Annotated in this window: 27 protein-coding genes; 25 read left to right on the top strand and 2 right to left on the bottom strand. The window is 63.9% G+C overall.

Annotated elements, in window-relative coordinates:
• Nucleotides 1-378 precede the first annotated feature (378 nt).
• The 22 genes from AB4Y31_RS07910 to AB4Y31_RS07805 all read left to right on the top strand — a co-directional run bounded on the left by AB4Y31_RS07910 (nt 379) and on the right by AB4Y31_RS07805 (nt 12,027).
• On the top strand, nt 379-546 hold the full coding sequence (locus AB4Y31_RS07910; RefSeq protein WP_368673406.1) for a hypothetical protein: 168 nt from the start codon (nt 379-381) through the stop codon (nt 544-546).
• Nucleotides 547-548: 2 nt separating this feature from the next.
• Nucleotides 549-752, top strand: a complete 204-nt coding sequence (locus tag AB4Y31_RS07905; protein ID WP_368673405.1) for a hypothetical protein — start codon at nt 549-551, stop codon at nt 750-752.
• Nucleotides 753-957: 205 nt separating this feature from the next.
• Nucleotides 958-1,197: a hypothetical protein gene (locus AB4Y31_RS07900; protein WP_368673404.1), complete on the top strand. Its 240-nt coding sequence runs from the start codon at nt 958-960 to the stop codon at nt 1,195-1,197.
• On the top strand, nt 1,194-1,481 hold the full coding sequence (locus tag AB4Y31_RS07895; RefSeq protein ID WP_368673403.1) for a hypothetical protein: 288 nt from the start codon (nt 1,194-1,196) through the stop codon (nt 1,479-1,481). Before AB4Y31_RS07900 ends, AB4Y31_RS07895 begins: the two co-directional genes overlap by 4 nt.
• 107 nt (nt 1,482-1,588) lie before the next feature.
• Entirely contained in the window at nt 1,589-3,394 is a 1,806-nt protein-coding gene (locus AB4Y31_RS07890; protein WP_368673402.1) for a replication endonuclease, read from the top strand.
• 16 nt (nt 3,395-3,410) lie between these two features.
• Nucleotides 3,411-3,818: a hypothetical protein gene (locus AB4Y31_RS07885; RefSeq protein WP_368673401.1), complete on the top strand. Its 408-nt coding sequence runs from the start codon at nt 3,411-3,413 to the stop codon at nt 3,816-3,818.
• Nucleotides 3,819-3,857: 39 nt separating this feature from the next.
• Nucleotides 3,858-4,181, top strand: coding sequence for a hypothetical protein (locus tag AB4Y31_RS07880; protein ID WP_368673400.1), 324 nt, complete (start codon nt 3,858-3,860; stop codon nt 4,179-4,181).
• On the top strand, nt 4,174-4,782 hold the full coding sequence (locus tag AB4Y31_RS07875; protein WP_368673399.1) for a hypothetical protein: 609 nt from the start codon (nt 4,174-4,176) through the stop codon (nt 4,780-4,782). The genes AB4Y31_RS07880 and AB4Y31_RS07875 overlap by 8 nt, the downstream gene beginning before the upstream one ends.
• Nucleotides 4,779-5,420 (top strand): hypothetical protein, encoded by a 642-nt coding sequence (locus AB4Y31_RS07870; protein WP_368673398.1) that lies wholly within the window; start codon nt 4,779-4,781, stop codon nt 5,418-5,420. The genes AB4Y31_RS07875 and AB4Y31_RS07870 overlap by 4 nt, the downstream gene beginning before the upstream one ends.
• Nucleotides 5,421-5,535: 115 nt before the next feature.
• Complete coding sequence (locus tag AB4Y31_RS07865; RefSeq protein WP_368673397.1) at nt 5,536-5,706, top strand: hypothetical protein; 171 nt, start codon at nt 5,536-5,538, stop codon at nt 5,704-5,706.
• A 12-nt stretch (nt 5,707-5,718) separates the two neighbouring features.
• The gene (locus AB4Y31_RS07860; protein WP_368673396.1) at nt 5,719-5,847 is read left to right on the top strand and encodes a hypothetical protein; all 129 of its coding nucleotides are present in this window, start codon (nt 5,719-5,721) and stop codon (nt 5,845-5,847) included.
• Nucleotides 5,848-5,916: 69 nt separating this feature from the next.
• Nucleotides 5,917-6,915: a major capsid protein P2 gene (locus tag AB4Y31_RS07855; protein ID WP_368673395.1), complete on the top strand. Its 999-nt coding sequence runs from the start codon at nt 5,917-5,919 to the stop codon at nt 6,913-6,915.
• 36 nt (nt 6,916-6,951) lie between these two features.
• Nucleotides 6,952-7,428 carry a hypothetical protein gene (locus tag AB4Y31_RS07850; protein WP_368673394.1) on the top strand — a complete coding sequence of 159 codons (477 nt, stop codon included), beginning with the start codon at nt 6,952-6,954 and terminating at the stop codon, nt 7,426-7,428.
• 2 nt (nt 7,429-7,430) lie between these two features.
• Nucleotides 7,431-7,718: a hypothetical protein gene (locus AB4Y31_RS07845; RefSeq protein ID WP_368673393.1), complete on the top strand. Its 288-nt coding sequence runs from the start codon at nt 7,431-7,433 to the stop codon at nt 7,716-7,718.
• Nucleotides 7,685-8,098 carry a hypothetical protein gene (locus AB4Y31_RS07840; protein WP_368673392.1) on the top strand — a complete coding sequence of 138 codons (414 nt, stop codon included), beginning with the start codon at nt 7,685-7,687 and terminating at the stop codon, nt 8,096-8,098. The genes AB4Y31_RS07845 and AB4Y31_RS07840 overlap by 34 nt, the downstream gene beginning before the upstream one ends.
• Nucleotides 8,095-8,655: a hypothetical protein gene (locus AB4Y31_RS07835; RefSeq protein WP_368673391.1), complete on the top strand. Its 561-nt coding sequence runs from the start codon at nt 8,095-8,097 to the stop codon at nt 8,653-8,655. The genes AB4Y31_RS07840 and AB4Y31_RS07835 overlap by 4 nt, the downstream gene beginning before the upstream one ends.
• Nucleotides 8,655-10,079 carry a hypothetical protein gene (locus AB4Y31_RS07830; RefSeq protein WP_368673390.1) on the top strand — a complete coding sequence of 475 codons (1,425 nt, stop codon included), beginning with the start codon at nt 8,655-8,657 and terminating at the stop codon, nt 10,077-10,079. Before AB4Y31_RS07835 ends, AB4Y31_RS07830 begins: the two co-directional genes overlap by 1 nt.
• A gap of 9 nt (nt 10,080-10,088) precedes the next feature.
• The gene (locus AB4Y31_RS07825; RefSeq protein WP_368673389.1) at nt 10,089-10,688 is read left to right on the top strand and encodes a glycoside hydrolase family protein; all 600 of its coding nucleotides are present in this window, start codon (nt 10,089-10,091) and stop codon (nt 10,686-10,688) included.
• On the top strand, nt 10,685-11,011 hold the full coding sequence (locus tag AB4Y31_RS07820) for a hypothetical protein (RefSeq protein WP_368673388.1): 327 nt from the start codon (nt 10,685-10,687) through the stop codon (nt 11,009-11,011). Before AB4Y31_RS07825 ends, AB4Y31_RS07820 begins: the two co-directional genes overlap by 4 nt.
• Complete coding sequence (locus AB4Y31_RS07815; protein WP_368673387.1) at nt 11,008-11,313, top strand: hypothetical protein; 306 nt, start codon at nt 11,008-11,010, stop codon at nt 11,311-11,313. The genes AB4Y31_RS07820 and AB4Y31_RS07815 overlap by 4 nt, the downstream gene beginning before the upstream one ends.
• 1 nt (nt 11,314) lies before the next feature.
• A complete protein-coding gene (locus AB4Y31_RS07810; RefSeq protein ID WP_368673386.1) occupies nt 11,315-11,749 on the top strand; it encodes a 3TM-type holin in 435 nt (144 codons plus the stop codon).
• Nucleotides 11,746-12,027, top strand: a complete 282-nt coding sequence (locus AB4Y31_RS07805; protein ID WP_368673385.1) for a hypothetical protein — start codon at nt 11,746-11,748, stop codon at nt 12,025-12,027. The genes AB4Y31_RS07810 and AB4Y31_RS07805 overlap by 4 nt, the downstream gene beginning before the upstream one ends.
• Nucleotides 12,028-12,102: 75 nt before the next feature.
• Here the strand turns inward: AB4Y31_RS07805 and AB4Y31_RS07800 are convergent, their stop codons facing one another.
• Nucleotides 12,103-12,279, bottom strand: a complete 177-nt coding sequence (locus AB4Y31_RS07800; RefSeq protein WP_368673384.1) for a hypothetical protein — start codon at nt 12,277-12,279, stop codon at nt 12,103-12,105.
• Nucleotides 12,280-12,313: 34 nt separating this feature from the next.
• Nucleotides 12,314-12,784 (bottom strand): DUF3653 domain-containing protein, encoded by a 471-nt coding sequence (locus tag AB4Y31_RS07795; RefSeq protein ID WP_368673383.1) that lies wholly within the window; start codon nt 12,782-12,784, stop codon nt 12,314-12,316.
• Between the two features lie 469 nt (nt 12,785-13,253).
• Between AB4Y31_RS07795 and AB4Y31_RS07790 the strand changes: the two genes are divergently transcribed.
• The 3 genes from AB4Y31_RS07790 (at nt 13,254) to AB4Y31_RS07780 (ending at nt 15,459) form a co-directional block, all read left to right on the top strand.
• Complete coding sequence (locus AB4Y31_RS07790; protein WP_368673382.1) at nt 13,254-13,742, top strand: adenosine-specific kinase; 489 nt, start codon at nt 13,254-13,256, stop codon at nt 13,740-13,742.
• A 240-nt stretch (nt 13,743-13,982) separates the two neighbouring features.
• Nucleotides 13,983-14,753, top strand: a complete 771-nt coding sequence (locus AB4Y31_RS07785) for a 2OG-Fe(II) oxygenase (protein WP_368673475.1) — start codon at nt 13,983-13,985, stop codon at nt 14,751-14,753.
• Between the two features lie 55 nt (nt 14,754-14,808).
• Nucleotides 14,809-15,459 (top strand): phosphoribosyltransferase, encoded by a 651-nt coding sequence (locus AB4Y31_RS07780; RefSeq protein ID WP_368673381.1) that lies wholly within the window; start codon nt 14,809-14,811, stop codon nt 15,457-15,459.
• Nucleotides 15,460-15,502: the final 43 nt, after the last annotated feature.

Raw genomic sequence — 15,502 nt, 5'->3', positions numbered from 1 at the left:
TGTTATCCGTTCTGTCGCAGCCATCGAAGCCTCCGGCGCCGGAATCGGCTGCCGGCCAGCTTACGCTGCGCCCAAAAGCGGACATTTGAACTTAGCTAAAAGCGGACATTACAACTTAGCCGCTACACACCGGCTCCGTTGATAATTCATGTTATGCCAGTGAGTGCGGATAATCCGCACTACTCGATGGGCGGGGCCTGCGAGCAGCCCCGTTGCACCTTTCCCTTTTGCCCCTGCTTCCCTGGCCAACCGGCGCCGGCTGTGCAAGCTGCACAGTTACCAAGCTGTAAATCTCCTTTCACTCGGTCGTAAAGCAACCCCGCGCACGCTGCAACGTGCACGGGCCGATCAGTCTCGCGTAAACGGGGGCAGAGCGGTATGAAAATAGGCAATCAAAAAGCGGCGCCGATAGCGTGGAATCCGGGGCGGTTCGTCCTGCCCGGCGATGATGTATCGCTCAATGCGCTTTATTTGCGGCCGGTTTATTTCACGACCGCGATTCGTGAAACGGACCGGCTCTTTAAATCGCTGATTCGGGGGTATTGACCATGCGCGCAGTAGATTTTGTGCGGGCCTTGCGAGAGGCCTATGACCTGGGCGCCGAAGCCGTTCCGAAAGGGCTGCAACCGGAAGGATTCGAGGGCGACTACCACGCGCACCAGAAGCAAGCGGCCATTGAGCACCTGATCCGCAAGTACACCGTGATCGAGGGCTATGTCGCCAAGTACGAGGCCCGCCATGACGTGCGCTGAATGGGTGTGCTTGTGGTCCGTCGCGATCGCGGGCGCGTACGTGACGGAGCGGGTTTTCGCGGCGGTCGCACGGGTGCTGTCATGAGCCAGGGCGCACGGGATCTACTCGAATTGCGCCATGACGCGCCGGCCTCGGACGAGTTGCGGCGCATGGCGGCCAACCTGATCGGGCCGGGCTGTGCCGATCAACGCGGGGGGTGCTGACATGGCCGGGGGAGCATGGGATGGTCCGGTCGCGCCGATCACGGCCGGCAAGGTGTGCGGCAACTGTCGGCATTGGTACGAATTGCCGCGCCCGACGTTCGGGCGCAGCGACGTGCGCGCGGGCGGCTGCGAGGGATTCCCGGTGTGGTTCGCGATGCCGGACCCGTCGAGCGTGCCGAACATCTACGAAGACGATCAACAAGCCTGGAAATGCGGGTGTTTTCAATGGCGGGTGTCATGAACGCGTTTGCGGAACTCGGCTATCGGCGTTACAGCGAAGACGGCCCGGAAGACGTACATTCTCTCGCGGGCTCGACGCGCGAACCCTTCACGCTCGCGCATGTGGCGCGTCCGCTGCCGGCCTGCTCGATGGTCAACGATTCTCCGATCGCGGCCGAGGCGCTCGCGCGCATCAACGGAATACTTCGTGAGCGGCAGGGGCGGAACCGGCCGGGGCAAAGCACGACCCCGGCCGGCTCGGTGGGCGCCGCACGGCGGGCGTTTTTCCGGGGCGCGGGCGCGTAATGCTGCACGGCTTTTCGTCGGTCAATCCGCACCAGAAAAACGCCACGTGGCGCGCGGCCATGCTCGCAAAGCTGCCGGGCGCGTGGCGGACGGTCATTGAGCGACGCATGCAACGGCTTGACCTGGGAAACCGCGATTGGAAGACGGCCAACAGCTATTTGCGCGAGCACGTGGCGGACTGGTCCGATGCGGTGTTTCGGCTCGACGCGTCGCTCGACGATATCCGCTCGTGCGCGGCCAGGCGGGCTGGCGAAGCGGCGGCGCTCGTCGAGCGCTTGGGCTCGCTCGATGCGATCGTCGCGGCGTTGCAGGCGTTGTGCGCGCGCTGGAAGGTCGCCTATCCCGACGTGGATACGGACGGCGGCGCCGTGGCGCGCGTGCTTGATCCGGGCTGGTGGAATCGGCGGCTACGCGTCGCGCACTGTCGCAAGGTCGAAAACCAAGCAATCCGGCTCGGGCTCGTGTCGGCCAAGGGCGACAAGTACCTCACACTGCAAAACCTGCGGCGCGGCCGGGCGCAAGACGAGCGCAACGCCCACGTCATGGCCAATACGCTCGCGATCAACGAAGACGGCGAGTGCTTTTCACTCGCGGAACTGATCGCCAAAAGCGTATCGAACAAGGTGATTCGTCGCGGCGAACTCATGCTGAGGATGCGCGGCATGGAAGAGGTCGCGCGCGAGCTCGCATGCGTCGCGGAATTCGACGTCATCACGGCGCCGTCGCGCTTTCATGCGGTGCGGGCCAACGGGCAACCGAACGAAAAATACGAGCGCGAGAACACGCCGCGCGAGTGCCAAGCGTATCTGTCGGGCCAGTTCGCCAAGCTGCGCTCATGGTGCCATCGGCACCGTATCCCGTTCTTTGGCCTGCGCACGGTCGAAGCGCACCAGGACGGCACGCCCCATTGGAATGTGCTCGTGTTCCTGCCGGACGAGGCGGCGCGCCAAGCGTGGCGCATGGCGCTCGTGCATTACTTCCTGGACAACGACTCAGCCGACGAAGACGGCGCGCGCGAGCGGCGCTTACGCATGGAAACGATCGACGAAGCGAAGGGCGATGCAACCGGCTACATCGCGAAGTACATCTCGAAAAACGTCGATGGCCACGGCCTGACGGAAGACTTGGCGGGCGATCCGATCATGCAAACGGTGCAACGCGTCGAGCAGTGGGCGAAGCTCCACGGCATCCGCATGTTTCAGCCGATCGGCGGGGGCGGGGCGCCTGTCACGCTATGGCGCGAAATGCGGCGCATCAAGGGCGAGGGCGCCTCGCTCGCGGGCGCCCCGGAGGCGATGCAACGCGCCTGGATCGCGGCGCAACGCGTGCCCGGTGCGGTCGAGGGCGAGGAAGACAAGCGCGCGGACTTTGCCGAATTCATCCGCGCCTACGGCGGCCCGTATGTCAAGCGCCAAGACGCGGCGCTGGCGCTCTACAAGGAAGCGCAGGCGGGGCTCGGCAAGTATGGCGAGCCGCTCGACGATCGCCCGGCCGGCATCATCGCGCGCGGCCTGTCGGCGGTCGATATGGGCGGGCTCGTCGGCGTCATTCAAGTCGCCGACAAGGTGTATCGAAGCGAGCGGCGGCAATGGATCATTCAGCGGCGCGCGCAAGTGCGCTCGGTGTCGGCGGGCGCGGAGCGCGCGCCTTCTCGGACTCGTGTCAATAACTGTACGGAAGAGGGTCAACATGGTCATGGATCAGAACGGGATTGCAGTGGAAACGGGGCGCTTCATCAGCGACGAGAAGCGCGCGACGCTGCTCGCGCTCGCGGCGAAATGCCAGGAAGTGCAAAAGAAGCTCCCTACGATCGCGCGCTTGATGTACGCGAACGAACTTCAACCGGTTTTCGATCTCGTGAGAGAGGTCGAAGCGCTGTAATTCCCCGCGATTCGCGGGATTTTTCAACCTAGCCAAAAGGGGCTAACCATGCTGGAAATCATCAAGGAAACCGTCGAGCATTTGCGCTCGAATCTGGAGCATCGAGCGCCGCTCGCGAACGCGCTGGAAGCCATCGGCCGCGAAATCGTGGAAATCAAGGCGCACGTCGAAGGGCTGGCCCATGAGGCCACGGGCGAAACGGGCGCAGCGGTCAAGGCGTTGAGCGATCGGCTCGATTCGCTCACGTCGGCCGTGTCGTCGATCGGCTCCAATGTGTCGTCGCTGCAATCGAGCGTTTCGGCGCTGGCCGATCGTGTCGCGGCGATCGAGCAAAAGCCGGCGCCGGCTGCGGCGCCCGTGCTGACGCCGCCGTACGAAAACCCGCAGGTCTCGCCTGTCGTCGCTGGCGCGATCGTCGCGGACGCCAAGCTGCAAAACGTTACGCCGCAATCGTAAGCGGCGCTTGTCACCCTGCAACGAAACGGAGGGCACGCCATGCCATACCTAGGAAAGTCCGAGTGCCAGCAATGCGGGCGCGAGGTCGATGTATCAACCAACGTGCGCGGCATGGCGTATTACCGCTGTGCTCCGTGCGGGGTCAAGGTGCAACAAACGACCGAGCGCGGGAACCGGATGCTCGTCGCGAAAACGCGGCGTTTCGAAGATCCCGACGAAGCGGCGCCGGCCGCGAAACCGGCCGCGCCTGAGACCCGCGAATCGCGGGAAATCACGGAACCTCAACCGGCGACCGCCAAGCCCGCCACGGCGGCAAAACGCAGTGCCGGCCTGGGATTTTTTGGGAGCGTGAGCCATGGCTAAGCCGACGAACGATCAGCGCGCCGACTCGACACTCGACGCGCTCACGGCGGCGCAGGCGGCGCCGGGCGATGCGCTCGGCGCGATCGCGGCCGAAGAACTCGCCGAAAACGAGGCGCTAGCGGCCCGCGTCGAGGCCGATGCGCAGGCACAAGCCGACGCGGAGCACGCGCTCTTGGTGGTGGGCTGGCAAAAGGCCATGCGCCAAGCGGCCGGCATCGTCACGGCGTGGTTTAAAGACCTGAAACCGATCTGGACCGACGAGCAAATGGACGGCATCGGCGCCGCGCTCGCCGATTGTGACGCCTATTACGGCTGGGGCGGCGCCGGCCGGCTTATGGGGCATCCGCTCGTGACGCTCGGCGTAGCGGCCGCGCCCGTGGCGGTGGGCACGTACGCATGGGTGCAGGAACGCAAGGCCAAGCTCGCGGCCGAGCGCGCCGCGCACGCGCACGCGATCGCCGACGCGCGCACGGTGGCGACGATGCCGCACGCGCTGCCGGCCGGCGAGCAAAAGGCAGTGCCACCGAAACAAACCGGGCCGGCGCCGAACATCGGCGCCGCGATGGACGCGACGCTGGCGCGCGACACGGTGACGACATGACGGCGAGCATCGCCAATAGCGCCGATATCATCGGCGTGGTTGGCGCCTCGGGCAACGGCAAGGGGCTTTTCGTCAAAGACTACTTGCGCCGGCTCGGTAAGCGCCGGCCGATTGTCGTCTGGTCGCCGCTTGAGGAAACCGACGATTACGCGACGGTGATCGGCGGCGAGGCCGTGACAAGCATCGCGGCGCTGGTGGCGGCGATCAAGGCCGGAAAAAAGCGGCTCGTGCTGGTGCCGGCCGGGAGCGGAAAACCATTCAAGGCGACGTTCGATCGCTTCTGTCGGCTCGTGTGGGAGTTGCCGGGCTGGTGCGTCGTGATTGAGGAGCTATCGCAGGTCACGACGCCATCATGGGCGCCGCCATCGTGGAAAAAGCTCTCCACGGCAGGGCGGCACCGGGGGCTGACGATCATCGGCACGAGTCAGCGGCCGGCGCAAGTCGACAAGGATTTCTTCGGCAATTGCTCGGAACTGCGCACCTATGCCGTGGGCTACAAGTCGGATGCGGTGGCCATGGCCGATACGATGTTCCTCGACTATCGCGACGTGCTCAAGCTGCCCAAGTTTCACTACATCCATCGCGACAAAGCGGCCGGCACCAATACGCCGGGCGTCGTGCATCCGCCACAAAAGTAAAAAAAATCGGGGCGCCGCGTTCGGCGAAACGCGGCGTTTTCCCGTGAATCGCGGACTGTGACAGCGCGCGCAAAGGCGGGGAATCTGCGGACTCGTTCAACTGCAAAGGCCGATCGTGTCTGCTTCGACGAGCTATCTACCCTCGCTGCCGCGCCTGTCGCAAGAAGTCATTGCGACAACTGTCGGTGTGCTGGTGGCGGCGTACCTCATTTCCAAGGTGCCCGCGTGGAAAGCGCTCGTTGACGGCAATTCGATTTGGGCCACGTCGAACAATCTCAACCTTTGACCTGAGGCCCCTATGAACAAGGCTCATTTGCACGCTGCACTGGCGACGCTCGCGACGTTCGCAATCGTCGCTTTCATCCAGAAAAACGTCATGGCGATCCCCGTCGTGGGCGCCTATCTCCCCGGAGGCTCGGGCGCTTAAGCGCTCGCGCGTTGCACGAATCGCGCGCTGCGCTGCGCGCGCTTTTTCACATTCACGCCAGGGGAAACCATGCGTAAAGAAAAGCTGGTCAATTTCCAGAATATCGCGCCGGGACAAACCGCGATTCTGACATGCCCGCTCGGTCCGACTTACGAGCGCTTCAAAATCAATCTGCTTAACGGGCTGGTGATCTCGATGATTACCAACATCGTCGGCAAGATCAACGACAAGCCGTTCTTTACGGTCACGGGCGCGGACCTGCTCGCGGAGAATCTCTACGAGGGCCGCAGCAACCCGACGAACGTGATTCTGCTCGACTTCACGCGGGCGAATGCGAAGTCGAGCGGCTCGAAGATGGGCGCCACGGCGCAAACGTCAGAAATGCTGCTTACCTGCATTCCCTCGGCGCTGCTGCAAAAGCTCACGTTCGAAATCACGCTCGCGGCGACGGCGCCGGCCGGATCGAGCATGACCGCTTTCGCGCAGATCAACGACCCGACGAAAAACCCGATGGTGCTCAAGAAGCTCTATTCGGCGGGCGCTTTCCCGAACGCGCAGGACAACGACATTCCGCTGGCGGTCGGCATGGCCGGTGCCGTCATCAAGAAAATGTTCGTGCACCAATCGAACTACGGCCCCGCTTGGGCGACGTCGACGGCGTACACCGTGGGCGCGCTCGTGACGGACGGCGCCAACCTCTACCAGTGCACGACGGCGGGCACGTCGGCGTCCTCGGGCGCTGGTCCCACGGGCACGGGGACGGGCATCGTCGACGGCACGGCGCAGTGGTCCTACGTCAGCGCGGCCGGCTCGATCAGCTACATGCAGGTGCGCAACGCGGGCGTGATCATCTGGGAAGGTGCGCCGTCCGACGCGCAGGGCGATCAGACCGACTACGGCAAGGTCACGCAACCGGGCCTGACGGTGTTCGATTTCGACCTGCAAGGCTTCCGCGACAAGTGGCTGAATACCGCCGTGACGAACAACGTGTTCTTGCGTCTGACCACGGCTGGCGGCCCGTTCAACTGGCGTCTGTACCAGGATATCGTCGACCCGGTTCAGCGTTAAAGCGGGCGTCCTCTCAACGAACCAAAGGAGGGCGTCATGTCGCTTTTCACCATGCCAGACGGATCGAGCGGTATCGATCCGACGTCGATGGACAGCTATGGGGGCGACCCGAGCCTGTACAACGATAGCGGCTCGGGCTCCGATCTGTCGACGCTCTACGGCATCACGGACGGCTCGGTCGGCTCGGGCTATGACTTCGCCACGGGAACCGACACGAGCACGACGAGCGCGAGCGGGCAAACGCTCGGCGCGTTGCAGTCGGGCTCCTCGACGATCAACTGGAACCAGTTGCTCACGGGCGGGCTATCGGCGCTCGTCGCGGCCGATTCGATCTCGCACGGGCTGACCGCGAGCGGCCAATCGCTGCCGGTGTATCGCGCGCCCAACGGGATGATTTACCCGATGGGCTCGGGGCCGGCGATGTATCCGAACGGGCTCGCGCAGGGCGGCGGCGGCGGCTTCATGCTGCTGCTCTTGCTCGGCGTGATCGCGTTCGCGATCGCCAAGGAGTAGCCATGACGGCCGCAACCGGTAACCAGGGCAATGCGTGGCTCAACGTGGCGGTGCCGCTCGATATGAACGGCGGCTACGCGGGGCCGTCGAACGCATCCGCGTTCGATCCCACGAGTTTTACGGACGGCTCGTTCATCGTCTCGGGTTCGCCCGCGCTCGGCACCTCGATCGCGGGCGCCGTGGCGGGCGCGACGAACAGTTTTTCGTTCGGCTCGCTCGGCGCCATGACGCCGTATCTCATCGTTGCGGGGCTCGTATGGTTCGCGCTGCGTCACCACAAGTCAGCGTAAGGGAAGTGGGCGCGGAGCAAGCGCGCCCGCTCCTCGCACCTGTCGATCGCTACGACACGACGGGCGGCGCGGAAAGCGTCGCGAGCATGACGACGTGCCCCGGCGCGCGCTGCTTCGTCATCAGTCAGGACGGGCGCGACGCGGCGGCCTATGTGCTGCAACGGCAGGGCGACGAGTGCTACGTGTTGGCGGCGGCCGGCGCGGTCGATTTCGATTTGACCGCGTTTGGCCTGGCGCTCATCGAAGCGCACGCGCGCGGGCTGCGCAGCGTCGCGTTTCAAACCAAGCGGCCGGGGCTCATCAAAAAGGCGCGGCGCCTCGGCTATGCGATCGCGGGCCGCGTAGCAGATGGCGTCATCCTTCGAAAGGAACTGCAATGATTCGCAACCCTCAACAGTTGCACTTGATGCGCCTCGGCTTGCCGGCAGTGCCGGCGAATGGTGGCGGCGGAAAATCGAGCTCGTCGACGTCGACGAGCTCACAAAACATCGATCAACGGCTCGCGGTGACAAGCGGCGTCGGCGCCACGGCGTCGAGCGGCGGCTCGGTGACGCTGAACGTGCAACAGCTTGACGGCGGCGCGATCGCGGGCGCGTTCGGCCTGGGCGCGCAGGCGCTGCAAGGCATCGAATCGTTCGGCACGGCGAGTATGTCCGCGTCGAGCGCGACGGCACAGGCGGCGATGGCCGGCATGCTGCACAACTCCGACACGGTGAACCAAGCCTATGCGGACGCGGCGATGGAGGCGATCAGCAACAGCAAGGCGGCCTATTCGAACGCGACGAGCATGATTGCGTCTGCCTATCAGGACGCCTCGGGCCAAGTGACGGCCGCCTACCAGGACACGAAAACCAGTAACGTGCGCACGCTCATGATTGGCGCCCTGATTGTCGCGGCGATCGCGGCGGGCGCCCCGTTGCTCGTCAAGGAGTTGTAATGCAAACCATCGCGCAACTCATCAAGGCCGTGGGGGCGGGCTACACCGCGTCCGTAGGCGGCCGGCAATTCCTGATTCAGTCGTGCGACGCGGGCAATACGTTGACGGTCACGCTGCGCGATGCGAAGGGCAATCAGTACACAGCGCAGAACGTAGGGCCGGGCTTCAAGGCAACGCCTCGCACGGGCTTCACGCACGTCGATATCACGACGACGGCTGACGCTAACGTGGCGTTCATCGTCGCGGATGGCGACGTCGATCTGCAAAACTCGCAGGTCAACGTCATAGTGAGCAACACGAATGCGATCCCGGTGACGATCGCTGGCGGCAACGTCAACGTCAACGCGACGAACGTCGGCATTAACAACACCGAATCGAACCCGGTGCCGGTCAAGCTCTCGGCCGCTGACGACACGACCGCGATTCCCGTGTCGGGCACGGTCAGCGTCACGGGCTCATCGGTGAGCGTGACGGGTACGACGACGGTCGCGGGGACGGTCACGGTCGGCAACACGAACGCGGCGCCCGTGCCGGTGATTGACGCCTATCAGGCGCCGACGACGGCGGCCTGGACGTCGGCCACTGCGGCGAACACGGCCCTGACGCTCAACACGCAGGGCTATGACACGGTGATTTTCACGATCGCGCCGAGTGGCACGCTCACGGCCGGCGCGATCACGTTTGAGGTCTACGACGGCACCAATTGGGTAAGCGTCAAGGCGCCGCGCACCGATAGCTATCTGACCGATACAACGTTCAATTTGGCCGGCGCGGCGCTGCACTCATGGCAATTGCCGGTGGCGGGCTATCCGCAAGTGCGCGCACGTCTGTCGACGGCGATTACGGGCACGGGCTCGGCGAACCTCGTCGCGATCGTGTCCTCGGCGCCCGACGTGTCGCTGGTGACGGTCGGACTTGATCCGAATCAACCGTTGCCGGCCGGGACGAACGCGATCGGCACCGTCAGTGTGACGGACGCGCTCGCGGCGCGCGCGCTGGCCGGCAATGCGTTCGGGCTGGCGGGCACGCAAGCGGCGGTGTCCGCGCAGTACTCGCAGGTCCAGCTGTGGAATCCGGCCGGCTCGGGCGTGAACCTTTACGTTGAGCAAGTACTGGCGATTCAGGGCGGCTCGTTCAACGTCTGGATGCAAAAAAGCACGGCGGCCCTGGCGACGTTGGTATCGAACGGCGCGAACAAGCTCCTAAGCGGCGCGGCCGGTAAAGGGCAGGTCTATATCGGATCGACGGCGACGGCACCCTCGGGCTCGGTGCTCGGCGCGTTCTCGGCGGCGGGTAGTACGGGAGGCGGGGCCGGCTATCCCGTGGCGGAACCGATCGTGATTCCGCCCGGCTATGGGCTCGTGATGGTGGCGAACGTGGCCAATCAGCAATTGGCCGGCGCGTTTGAGTGGTACGAGCAGTAAGGGCGCGCGATGGATGACGCGGCGCCTTTTCTCGTGCTCGCTTTGGGGGCGGCGGCGCTGCTCTACATGACGAGCGCGAGTGCGAACACGCAGACGAGCAGTGCGGACCCGTTCGCGGGGCTGCTCGACAACCTCAACAGTGCAACGGGGAGTTTATTCGGCATGGGCAATGACAACCTCAACGGCTATGACGCGAACCTGTCGGCGTTCCTCTACATGCTGCGCATGGGCGAGTCGAGCAATCGCTACAACGTGATTTACGGCGGGCAGACGTTCTCGGACTACTCGCATCATCCGGATATCGCCGTGCCGATCGCATCGCGCCCCGGATGGCACTCGACGGCGGCCGGCGCCTATCAGTTCATCTATTCGACGTGGCAACAGATCGCGGCCGAAGCGGGGCTTGTCGACTTCACGCCAGCCTCGCAGGACGCGGGCGCCGCACAGTACTTGACGGACCTGGGCGCGATGCCGTTCATTGAGGCCGGCGACGTGCAAGGCGCGATCAGCCAGATCAACTCGACCGGCATCATTTTTCAATCGCTCGCCGTGCGCCCCTACGCGACGCTGGCGGGCTGGTATCAATCGGCCGGGGGTGCGCTCGCATGAAAGCGAACAACGTCATGATTGGCCTGGGCGTCGCGGTGCTCGGATTCGCGCTCGTTCAGTACTTCCGCGCGCAGCAGGCGAACGCGAGCACGGCGAGCGCAGCGGGCCTATCGGCGCCGAATGCGGGCGCGCTGTGGGCCGGGCTCACGTTCCCCTCGGGCACGGCCACGGGCGGCGTGAATTCGATGCTCAACCTCGATCAAATCTACAGTTCGACCGCATGGAACCCGGATGCGCTCTCGTCGACGCTCGGCAATGATGCGCTCGGGGCCATGCAGTCGACGGGCAACAGCACGGCCAACACGTGGGGCTTTCACCTGTGAGCCTGAAAAGCGATGCACTCGAAACCGTGATCGTGGTCGGCGTCGTCGCGCTCGGCCTGTGGTGGATCGAGCGCAAGATCGCAAGCGGCGTGTCGTCGGTGGGCGATGCGATCTCGGGCGCGTTCGATTCGATGGGGCAGGGCTTGGTGAACATCGCCGATACGTTTTCGCCGATCGTCGCGAGCACGGCGGGGCAGGTGCCCTCGGCCGTCGATAGCATCCAGGCGGGATTGGCACCTGGGCAAGTCGCGACGACGGGCGAGTACGACTACACATCGGCCTTGATGGGCCTGGGGAACTGATATGTCCATTCTCGGGGATTTGGTCGGGCCGGGCTCGGGCGTCTTTGGCGTGCTCGACGACTTGATGAAACGCCTATGGCCCGATCCGGCGCAGCAGGCGAAGGCGCGGCTCGAATTGCTCGACATGCAGCAAAAGGGCGAACTCGCGCAACTCGACGCCGCTCTGAAGGCGCAGCTCGCGCAGGCGCAGATCGAGGACGATGAAGCGAAGAATGGGCGCCTTTTCATCGCCGGGGCGCGCGCCTTTATCGAATGGGTGTGCGGCGTGGGCCTGGGCTATCAGATCGTCGCGCGCCCGTTCCTTGTGTGGGCGTCGGGCGCGTGGTGGCACGTGCCGGCGCCGCCGACGCTCGATATGCAAACGCTCTTTTCGCTGATTACCTCGGTGCTCGGGCTCGGCGGATTGCAGATCGCGCACAAGGTGTTCACGAAATGACGGCGCACGCGCTCAAACTCGACCGCTCGGTGCCCCTGTGGGGTGTCGTAACGGCGCTCGCGACGCTCATTGCCACGGGCGCGGGCGTGGTGTGGAACCTCGCCGGCATCGCGCACGACGTGACGGACGTCAAGCAAGCGGTGCTGGTCATTCAACAGCACGAAGAGTCTCGCGACGCGCGCGTAACGGCGCTTGAAGCGCGCGTCGTCAAACTGGAGACAAGCGCCGCTTACTGGAGTCTCGATCATGAGCAAACGACGCACGCCACCGCGCGATAACAAAGGGCGCTTTCGGCGCCGCAAATAAGAAAAAGCCCCTGGTTTCAGGGGCTTTTTTGTTGGGGCGCGTGTGGTTCAGTTGTTCAGCGGCTCGAAGTTACCCGATTCGGTCGCGGGCTCCGCAACGGGGATGCGCCCGGCGCTCGTGAGCAGGGTAAAGCCACCGTGGCGGGTATCGGTGCCGAGGATTTGCGTATCGTCGGGCAGGCCGGCGAGGGCGGTGCGGAGATGCTCAATCGGAAAACCGTGCATGCGTGCTCCTATGGTAGGGGGAAAGGCGCGCAAATTATCCCACGTTCACGCGTTTCGGGCGCTTCACGTCGGGCAGGCCGGGCGCTGCAAAGCCTTCATTGAGTGCACCGGTTATGGCCTGCATCTGCTGGGCTTGCCGGTGGATCAGTTTTTCCAGTTGCCGGGTGCGGCGCTCCATTGCCTCAAGGTGTTGCGCGCGCCAATGCCAGCCGATGATTTCGCGTGCCGTGTAGGCGACGCCGGCCGATGTGACGAGCGTATCGCCGACGAAACGAAAGCCGCGCCAGTCCGGCCCCATGCCAGGTAAGCGCCCTTCACACCAGATGCGCAAGAGAGCGAGCGCGGCGGCCGGCACGCGCGTCTGTCCGGTGCGCCAGCGCATTAGCGTCGTGCGGTGGATGCCCAAAATCGCCAGGGCGGCGGCTTCGCCGACGCTACCGACGGCGCCGTTGATCAGGTGCTCCAGTTCCTCGGGGGATGATGGCTGCAACACAGTATTGCTCATTGCGCCACCTCTTTTACGTTTCGTTGCAGATTGCACGGCTCGGTAACGTTTAGTAAGGGTGTAGGAAACAAAGTGTGCGCCGCGCGGTGGCGGACCAAAAGCGAGAAATGACCTGGAACGTGTGGTCTATTCAGACGATGACTGTCAGATTTTCCGCACACAGGGTTTCCCCTAGGTTTCGCGTAAAGCCTTGTTTTTGCGTGGGAAACCGCACATAGATAGCTCATAGCTATTACCTCAATGTCGCAATAGTTGGCAACATCTGGTAACACGTGCAAGATGCACCGTAATCGTCAGTTGGAAAGAAGCAAGCTAGGGGGTCCGGGTGATAATTCATGTTATGTCAAATCCGTAGCTAAGCCGGTGCGGAACTCCTACTTGCGCAACCCGGCTTCTCAAGCACAGACTATTGGCGGACAGCAGCACAAGCGATCTCGATGCTTGCCTCTCAACCTTTGCGAGGTTCATCATGGTTCAGTTGCTTACCGTCACAATCTCGAACCCCGACAGCGTCAATTTCATCCTCGGGCAAACGCATTTCATCAAGTCCGTCGACGACATTCACGAAGCGCTCGTCGCCTCCGTACCCGGCATCAAGTTCGGGCTGGCGTTCTGCGAAGCATCCGGTAAACGACTCGTGCGTCGCTCAGGCACCGATCCCGAGCTCACCCAGCTTGCCTGTGATAACGCCATGACGATCGGCGCCGGTCATAGCTTCATCGTCTTTCTTGGCCAAGGTTTCTATCCGGTCAACGTACTCAACGCGATCAAAGGCGTGTCCGAGGTCTGCCGGATCTTTTGCGCCACGGCCAATCCGACCGAAGTCGTGATCGCCGAGACAAATCAGGGGCGAAGCATCCTCGGCGTCGTCGACGGTTTCACGCCGCTCGGCATCGAGAACGAGGTCGAAATCGAAGCCCGCAAGACGTTTCTGCGCGAAATCGGCTACAAGGCTTAGACTGCGCCGAAACGCCTATCGGGCCGATGGCACCGCAATGCGGCATGACGATGAGCTGCCGCCAATTCAGAGCGAATGCAGGTCGGCACGTCGGCCACCCGTCCAGAACCCGCAGCTGACGCTCGGGCGGGGCGATGTATGCCGTCAATCTGACCGCAAGAACCGAGAAGTCCCGCAACCCTAAGCTCAGTAAAGTGGAGATTCGTCCATATACGAAGAGCGGAGCAACCGGTGCGCAATCTGCGTGAAAGACCGTCGACTCGAAGTCACCCCCTTTTCGAGGGCAGCGAAGATACGGGGAACAGACCACTCGACGCAGACCTCCATAACGTCGACTGGTCCAGCGTCGAAGCTGCGCTCGACGAGTACGGATGCGCCATCATCCCTCGCCTTTTATCGCCGTCGCAATGTCGGGCGCTCGCCTCGCTTTATCCGGACGACGCCCGGTTCCGTAGCCGCGTCGTCATGACGCGGCACGGTTTCGGCAAAGGCGAATACAAGTACTTCGGCTATCCGTTGCCCGAGCTCGTCGCTTCTTTTCGAGAGGCGCTGTACCCTCACCTCGCCCCGATCGCCAACCGGTGGATGAGCGCGCTGGACATCGACGTCCGCTATCCAGCAACGCATGCCGCTTTCATCCGGCGCTGCCATGCCGCGGGGCAGCGCCGCCCTACTCCTCTGCTGCTGCGTTACGCCTCAGGTGACTACAATTGTCTGCATCAGGACTTGTACGGCGAACATGTCTTCCCGCTGCAGGTGGCCGTGTTGCTGTCCGAGCCCGGCCGCGACTTTTCCGGCGGCGAATTCGTGCTGACGGAGCAGCGCCCGCGCATGCAGTCGCGCGTCGAGGTCGTTCCGCTCGGGCAAGGCGACGCGGTGGTTTTTGCCGTGAGCCATCGTCCGGTGCAAGGCACGAGAGGTGCATATCGCGTAAACATGCGACACGGCGTCAGCCGCCTGCTTTCGGGCGAGCGCCACACGCTCGGGATCATCTTTCACGACGCGCTGTGACCGTCGTCGATATTCGGAGGCAGGTCAGTCGCCCATACCTGATGCGATGACTGCCATGTATTCATTGTTCACCGATCGCGCAGAGGCCGGCCGAATGTTGGCCGAGCGCCTCAAGGAGTACGCGGGTCCGGGCACGGTGGTCCTCGCGTTGCCGCGTGGCGGCGTACCCGTAGGGTTCGAGCTTGCCATCGCACTCGGGGCCGAACTCGACATCATGCCCGTGCGCAAGCTCGGCGTGCCAAGCCAGCCGGAGTTGGCGATGGGCGCTATCGCTCCCGGGGGCGCGCTATTCGTCGATACACAGACGATGCGCGCTGCACACGTCGGCCAGGCGCAGTTCGACGCTGTTCTGGCGCAGGAGCAATCGGAACTGGCGCGTCGGGAAACGTCATACCGGGGCGAGCGAGCGCCGTCCGCGGTCGAGGGCCGCACGGCGATTCTCGTCGATGACGGCATCGCGACAGGTGCGACGATGCAGGCCGCCGTCAAGGCACTGCGCGAGCGTCGACCGGCGCGCATCGTCGTCGCCGTGCCGGTCGCTCCGACAGGTGCCGAGACCGATTTTGCCGCCATCGTCGACGAATTCGTCTGCGTCGCTCAACCGGCGCTTTTTTTCAGCGTCGGCCAACACTACGACAATTTCGGGCAGACGACGGATGAAGAAGTGCGCGATCTGCTGGAACGCGCACGGGCCGGAGGGAAGTGACGGCGCGACTAGCAACGAACCCGGTGGCTGAGGTACCCCTGGG

This window comes from Trinickia sp. EG282A (assembly GCF_040965455.1).
Classification (GTDB): Bacteria; Pseudomonadota; Gammaproteobacteria; order Burkholderiales; family Burkholderiaceae; genus Trinickia; species Trinickia symbiotica.
The sequence above is the reverse complement of the archived record's forward strand: the minus strand, read 5'-3'. Positions and strand labels throughout refer to the sequence as shown.

Excerpts from the sequence above, each read along its gene's own strand:
- AB4Y31_RS07790 (WP_368673382.1), top strand. The coding sequence starts at position 13,254 with ATGGTTCAGTTGCTTACCGTCACAATCTCGAACCCCGACAGCGTCAAT.
- AB4Y31_RS07850 (WP_368673394.1), top strand. The coding sequence starts at position 6,952 with ATGTCGCTTTTCACCATGCCAGACGGATCGAGCGGTATCGATCCGACG.
- AB4Y31_RS07800 (WP_368673384.1), bottom strand. The coding sequence starts at position 12,279 with ATGCACGGTTTTCCGATTGAGCATCTCCGCACCGCCCTCGCCGGCCTG.
- AB4Y31_RS07795 (WP_368673383.1), bottom strand. The coding sequence starts at position 12,784 with ATGAGCAATACTGTGTTGCAGCCATCATCCCCCGAGGAACTGGAGCAC.
- AB4Y31_RS07820 (WP_368673388.1), top strand. The coding sequence starts at position 10,685 with ATGAAAGCGAACAACGTCATGATTGGCCTGGGCGTCGCGGTGCTCGGA.
- AB4Y31_RS07805 (WP_368673385.1), top strand. The coding sequence starts at position 11,746 with ATGACGGCGCACGCGCTCAAACTCGACCGCTCGGTGCCCCTGTGGGGT.
- AB4Y31_RS07900 (WP_368673404.1), top strand. The coding sequence starts at position 958 with ATGGCCGGGGGAGCATGGGATGGTCCGGTCGCGCCGATCACGGCCGGC.
- AB4Y31_RS07825 (WP_368673389.1), top strand. The coding sequence starts at position 10,089 with ATGGATGACGCGGCGCCTTTTCTCGTGCTCGCTTTGGGGGCGGCGGCG.
- AB4Y31_RS07810 (WP_368673386.1), top strand. The coding sequence starts at position 11,315 with ATGTCCATTCTCGGGGATTTGGTCGGGCCGGGCTCGGGCGTCTTTGGC.
- AB4Y31_RS07895 (WP_368673403.1), top strand. The coding sequence starts at position 1,194 with ATGAACGCGTTTGCGGAACTCGGCTATCGGCGTTACAGCGAAGACGGC.
- AB4Y31_RS07905 (WP_368673405.1), top strand. The coding sequence starts at position 549 with ATGCGCGCAGTAGATTTTGTGCGGGCCTTGCGAGAGGCCTATGACCTG.
- AB4Y31_RS07885 (WP_368673401.1), top strand. The coding sequence starts at position 3,411 with ATGCTGGAAATCATCAAGGAAACCGTCGAGCATTTGCGCTCGAATCTG.
- AB4Y31_RS07875 (WP_368673399.1), top strand. The coding sequence starts at position 4,174 with ATGGCTAAGCCGACGAACGATCAGCGCGCCGACTCGACACTCGACGCG.
- AB4Y31_RS07780 (WP_368673381.1), top strand. The coding sequence starts at position 14,809 with ATGTATTCATTGTTCACCGATCGCGCAGAGGCCGGCCGAATGTTGGCC.
- AB4Y31_RS07890 (WP_368673402.1), top strand. The coding sequence starts at position 1,589 with ATGCAACGGCTTGACCTGGGAAACCGCGATTGGAAGACGGCCAACAGC.
- AB4Y31_RS07860 (WP_368673396.1), top strand. The coding sequence starts at position 5,719 with ATGAACAAGGCTCATTTGCACGCTGCACTGGCGACGCTCGCGACGTTC.
- AB4Y31_RS07880 (WP_368673400.1), top strand. The coding sequence starts at position 3,858 with ATGCCATACCTAGGAAAGTCCGAGTGCCAGCAATGCGGGCGCGAGGTC.
- AB4Y31_RS07910 (WP_368673406.1), top strand. The coding sequence starts at position 379 with ATGAAAATAGGCAATCAAAAAGCGGCGCCGATAGCGTGGAATCCGGGG.
- AB4Y31_RS07870 (WP_368673398.1), top strand. The coding sequence starts at position 4,779 with ATGACGGCGAGCATCGCCAATAGCGCCGATATCATCGGCGTGGTTGGC.
- AB4Y31_RS07845 (WP_368673393.1), top strand. The coding sequence starts at position 7,431 with ATGACGGCCGCAACCGGTAACCAGGGCAATGCGTGGCTCAACGTGGCG.
- AB4Y31_RS07830 (WP_368673390.1), top strand. The coding sequence starts at position 8,655 with ATGCAAACCATCGCGCAACTCATCAAGGCCGTGGGGGCGGGCTACACC.
- AB4Y31_RS07835 (WP_368673391.1), top strand. The coding sequence starts at position 8,095 with ATGATTCGCAACCCTCAACAGTTGCACTTGATGCGCCTCGGCTTGCCG.
- AB4Y31_RS07840 (WP_368673392.1), top strand. The coding sequence starts at position 7,685 with ATGGTTCGCGCTGCGTCACCACAAGTCAGCGTAAGGGAAGTGGGCGCG.
- AB4Y31_RS07855 (WP_368673395.1), top strand. The coding sequence starts at position 5,917 with ATGCGTAAAGAAAAGCTGGTCAATTTCCAGAATATCGCGCCGGGACAA.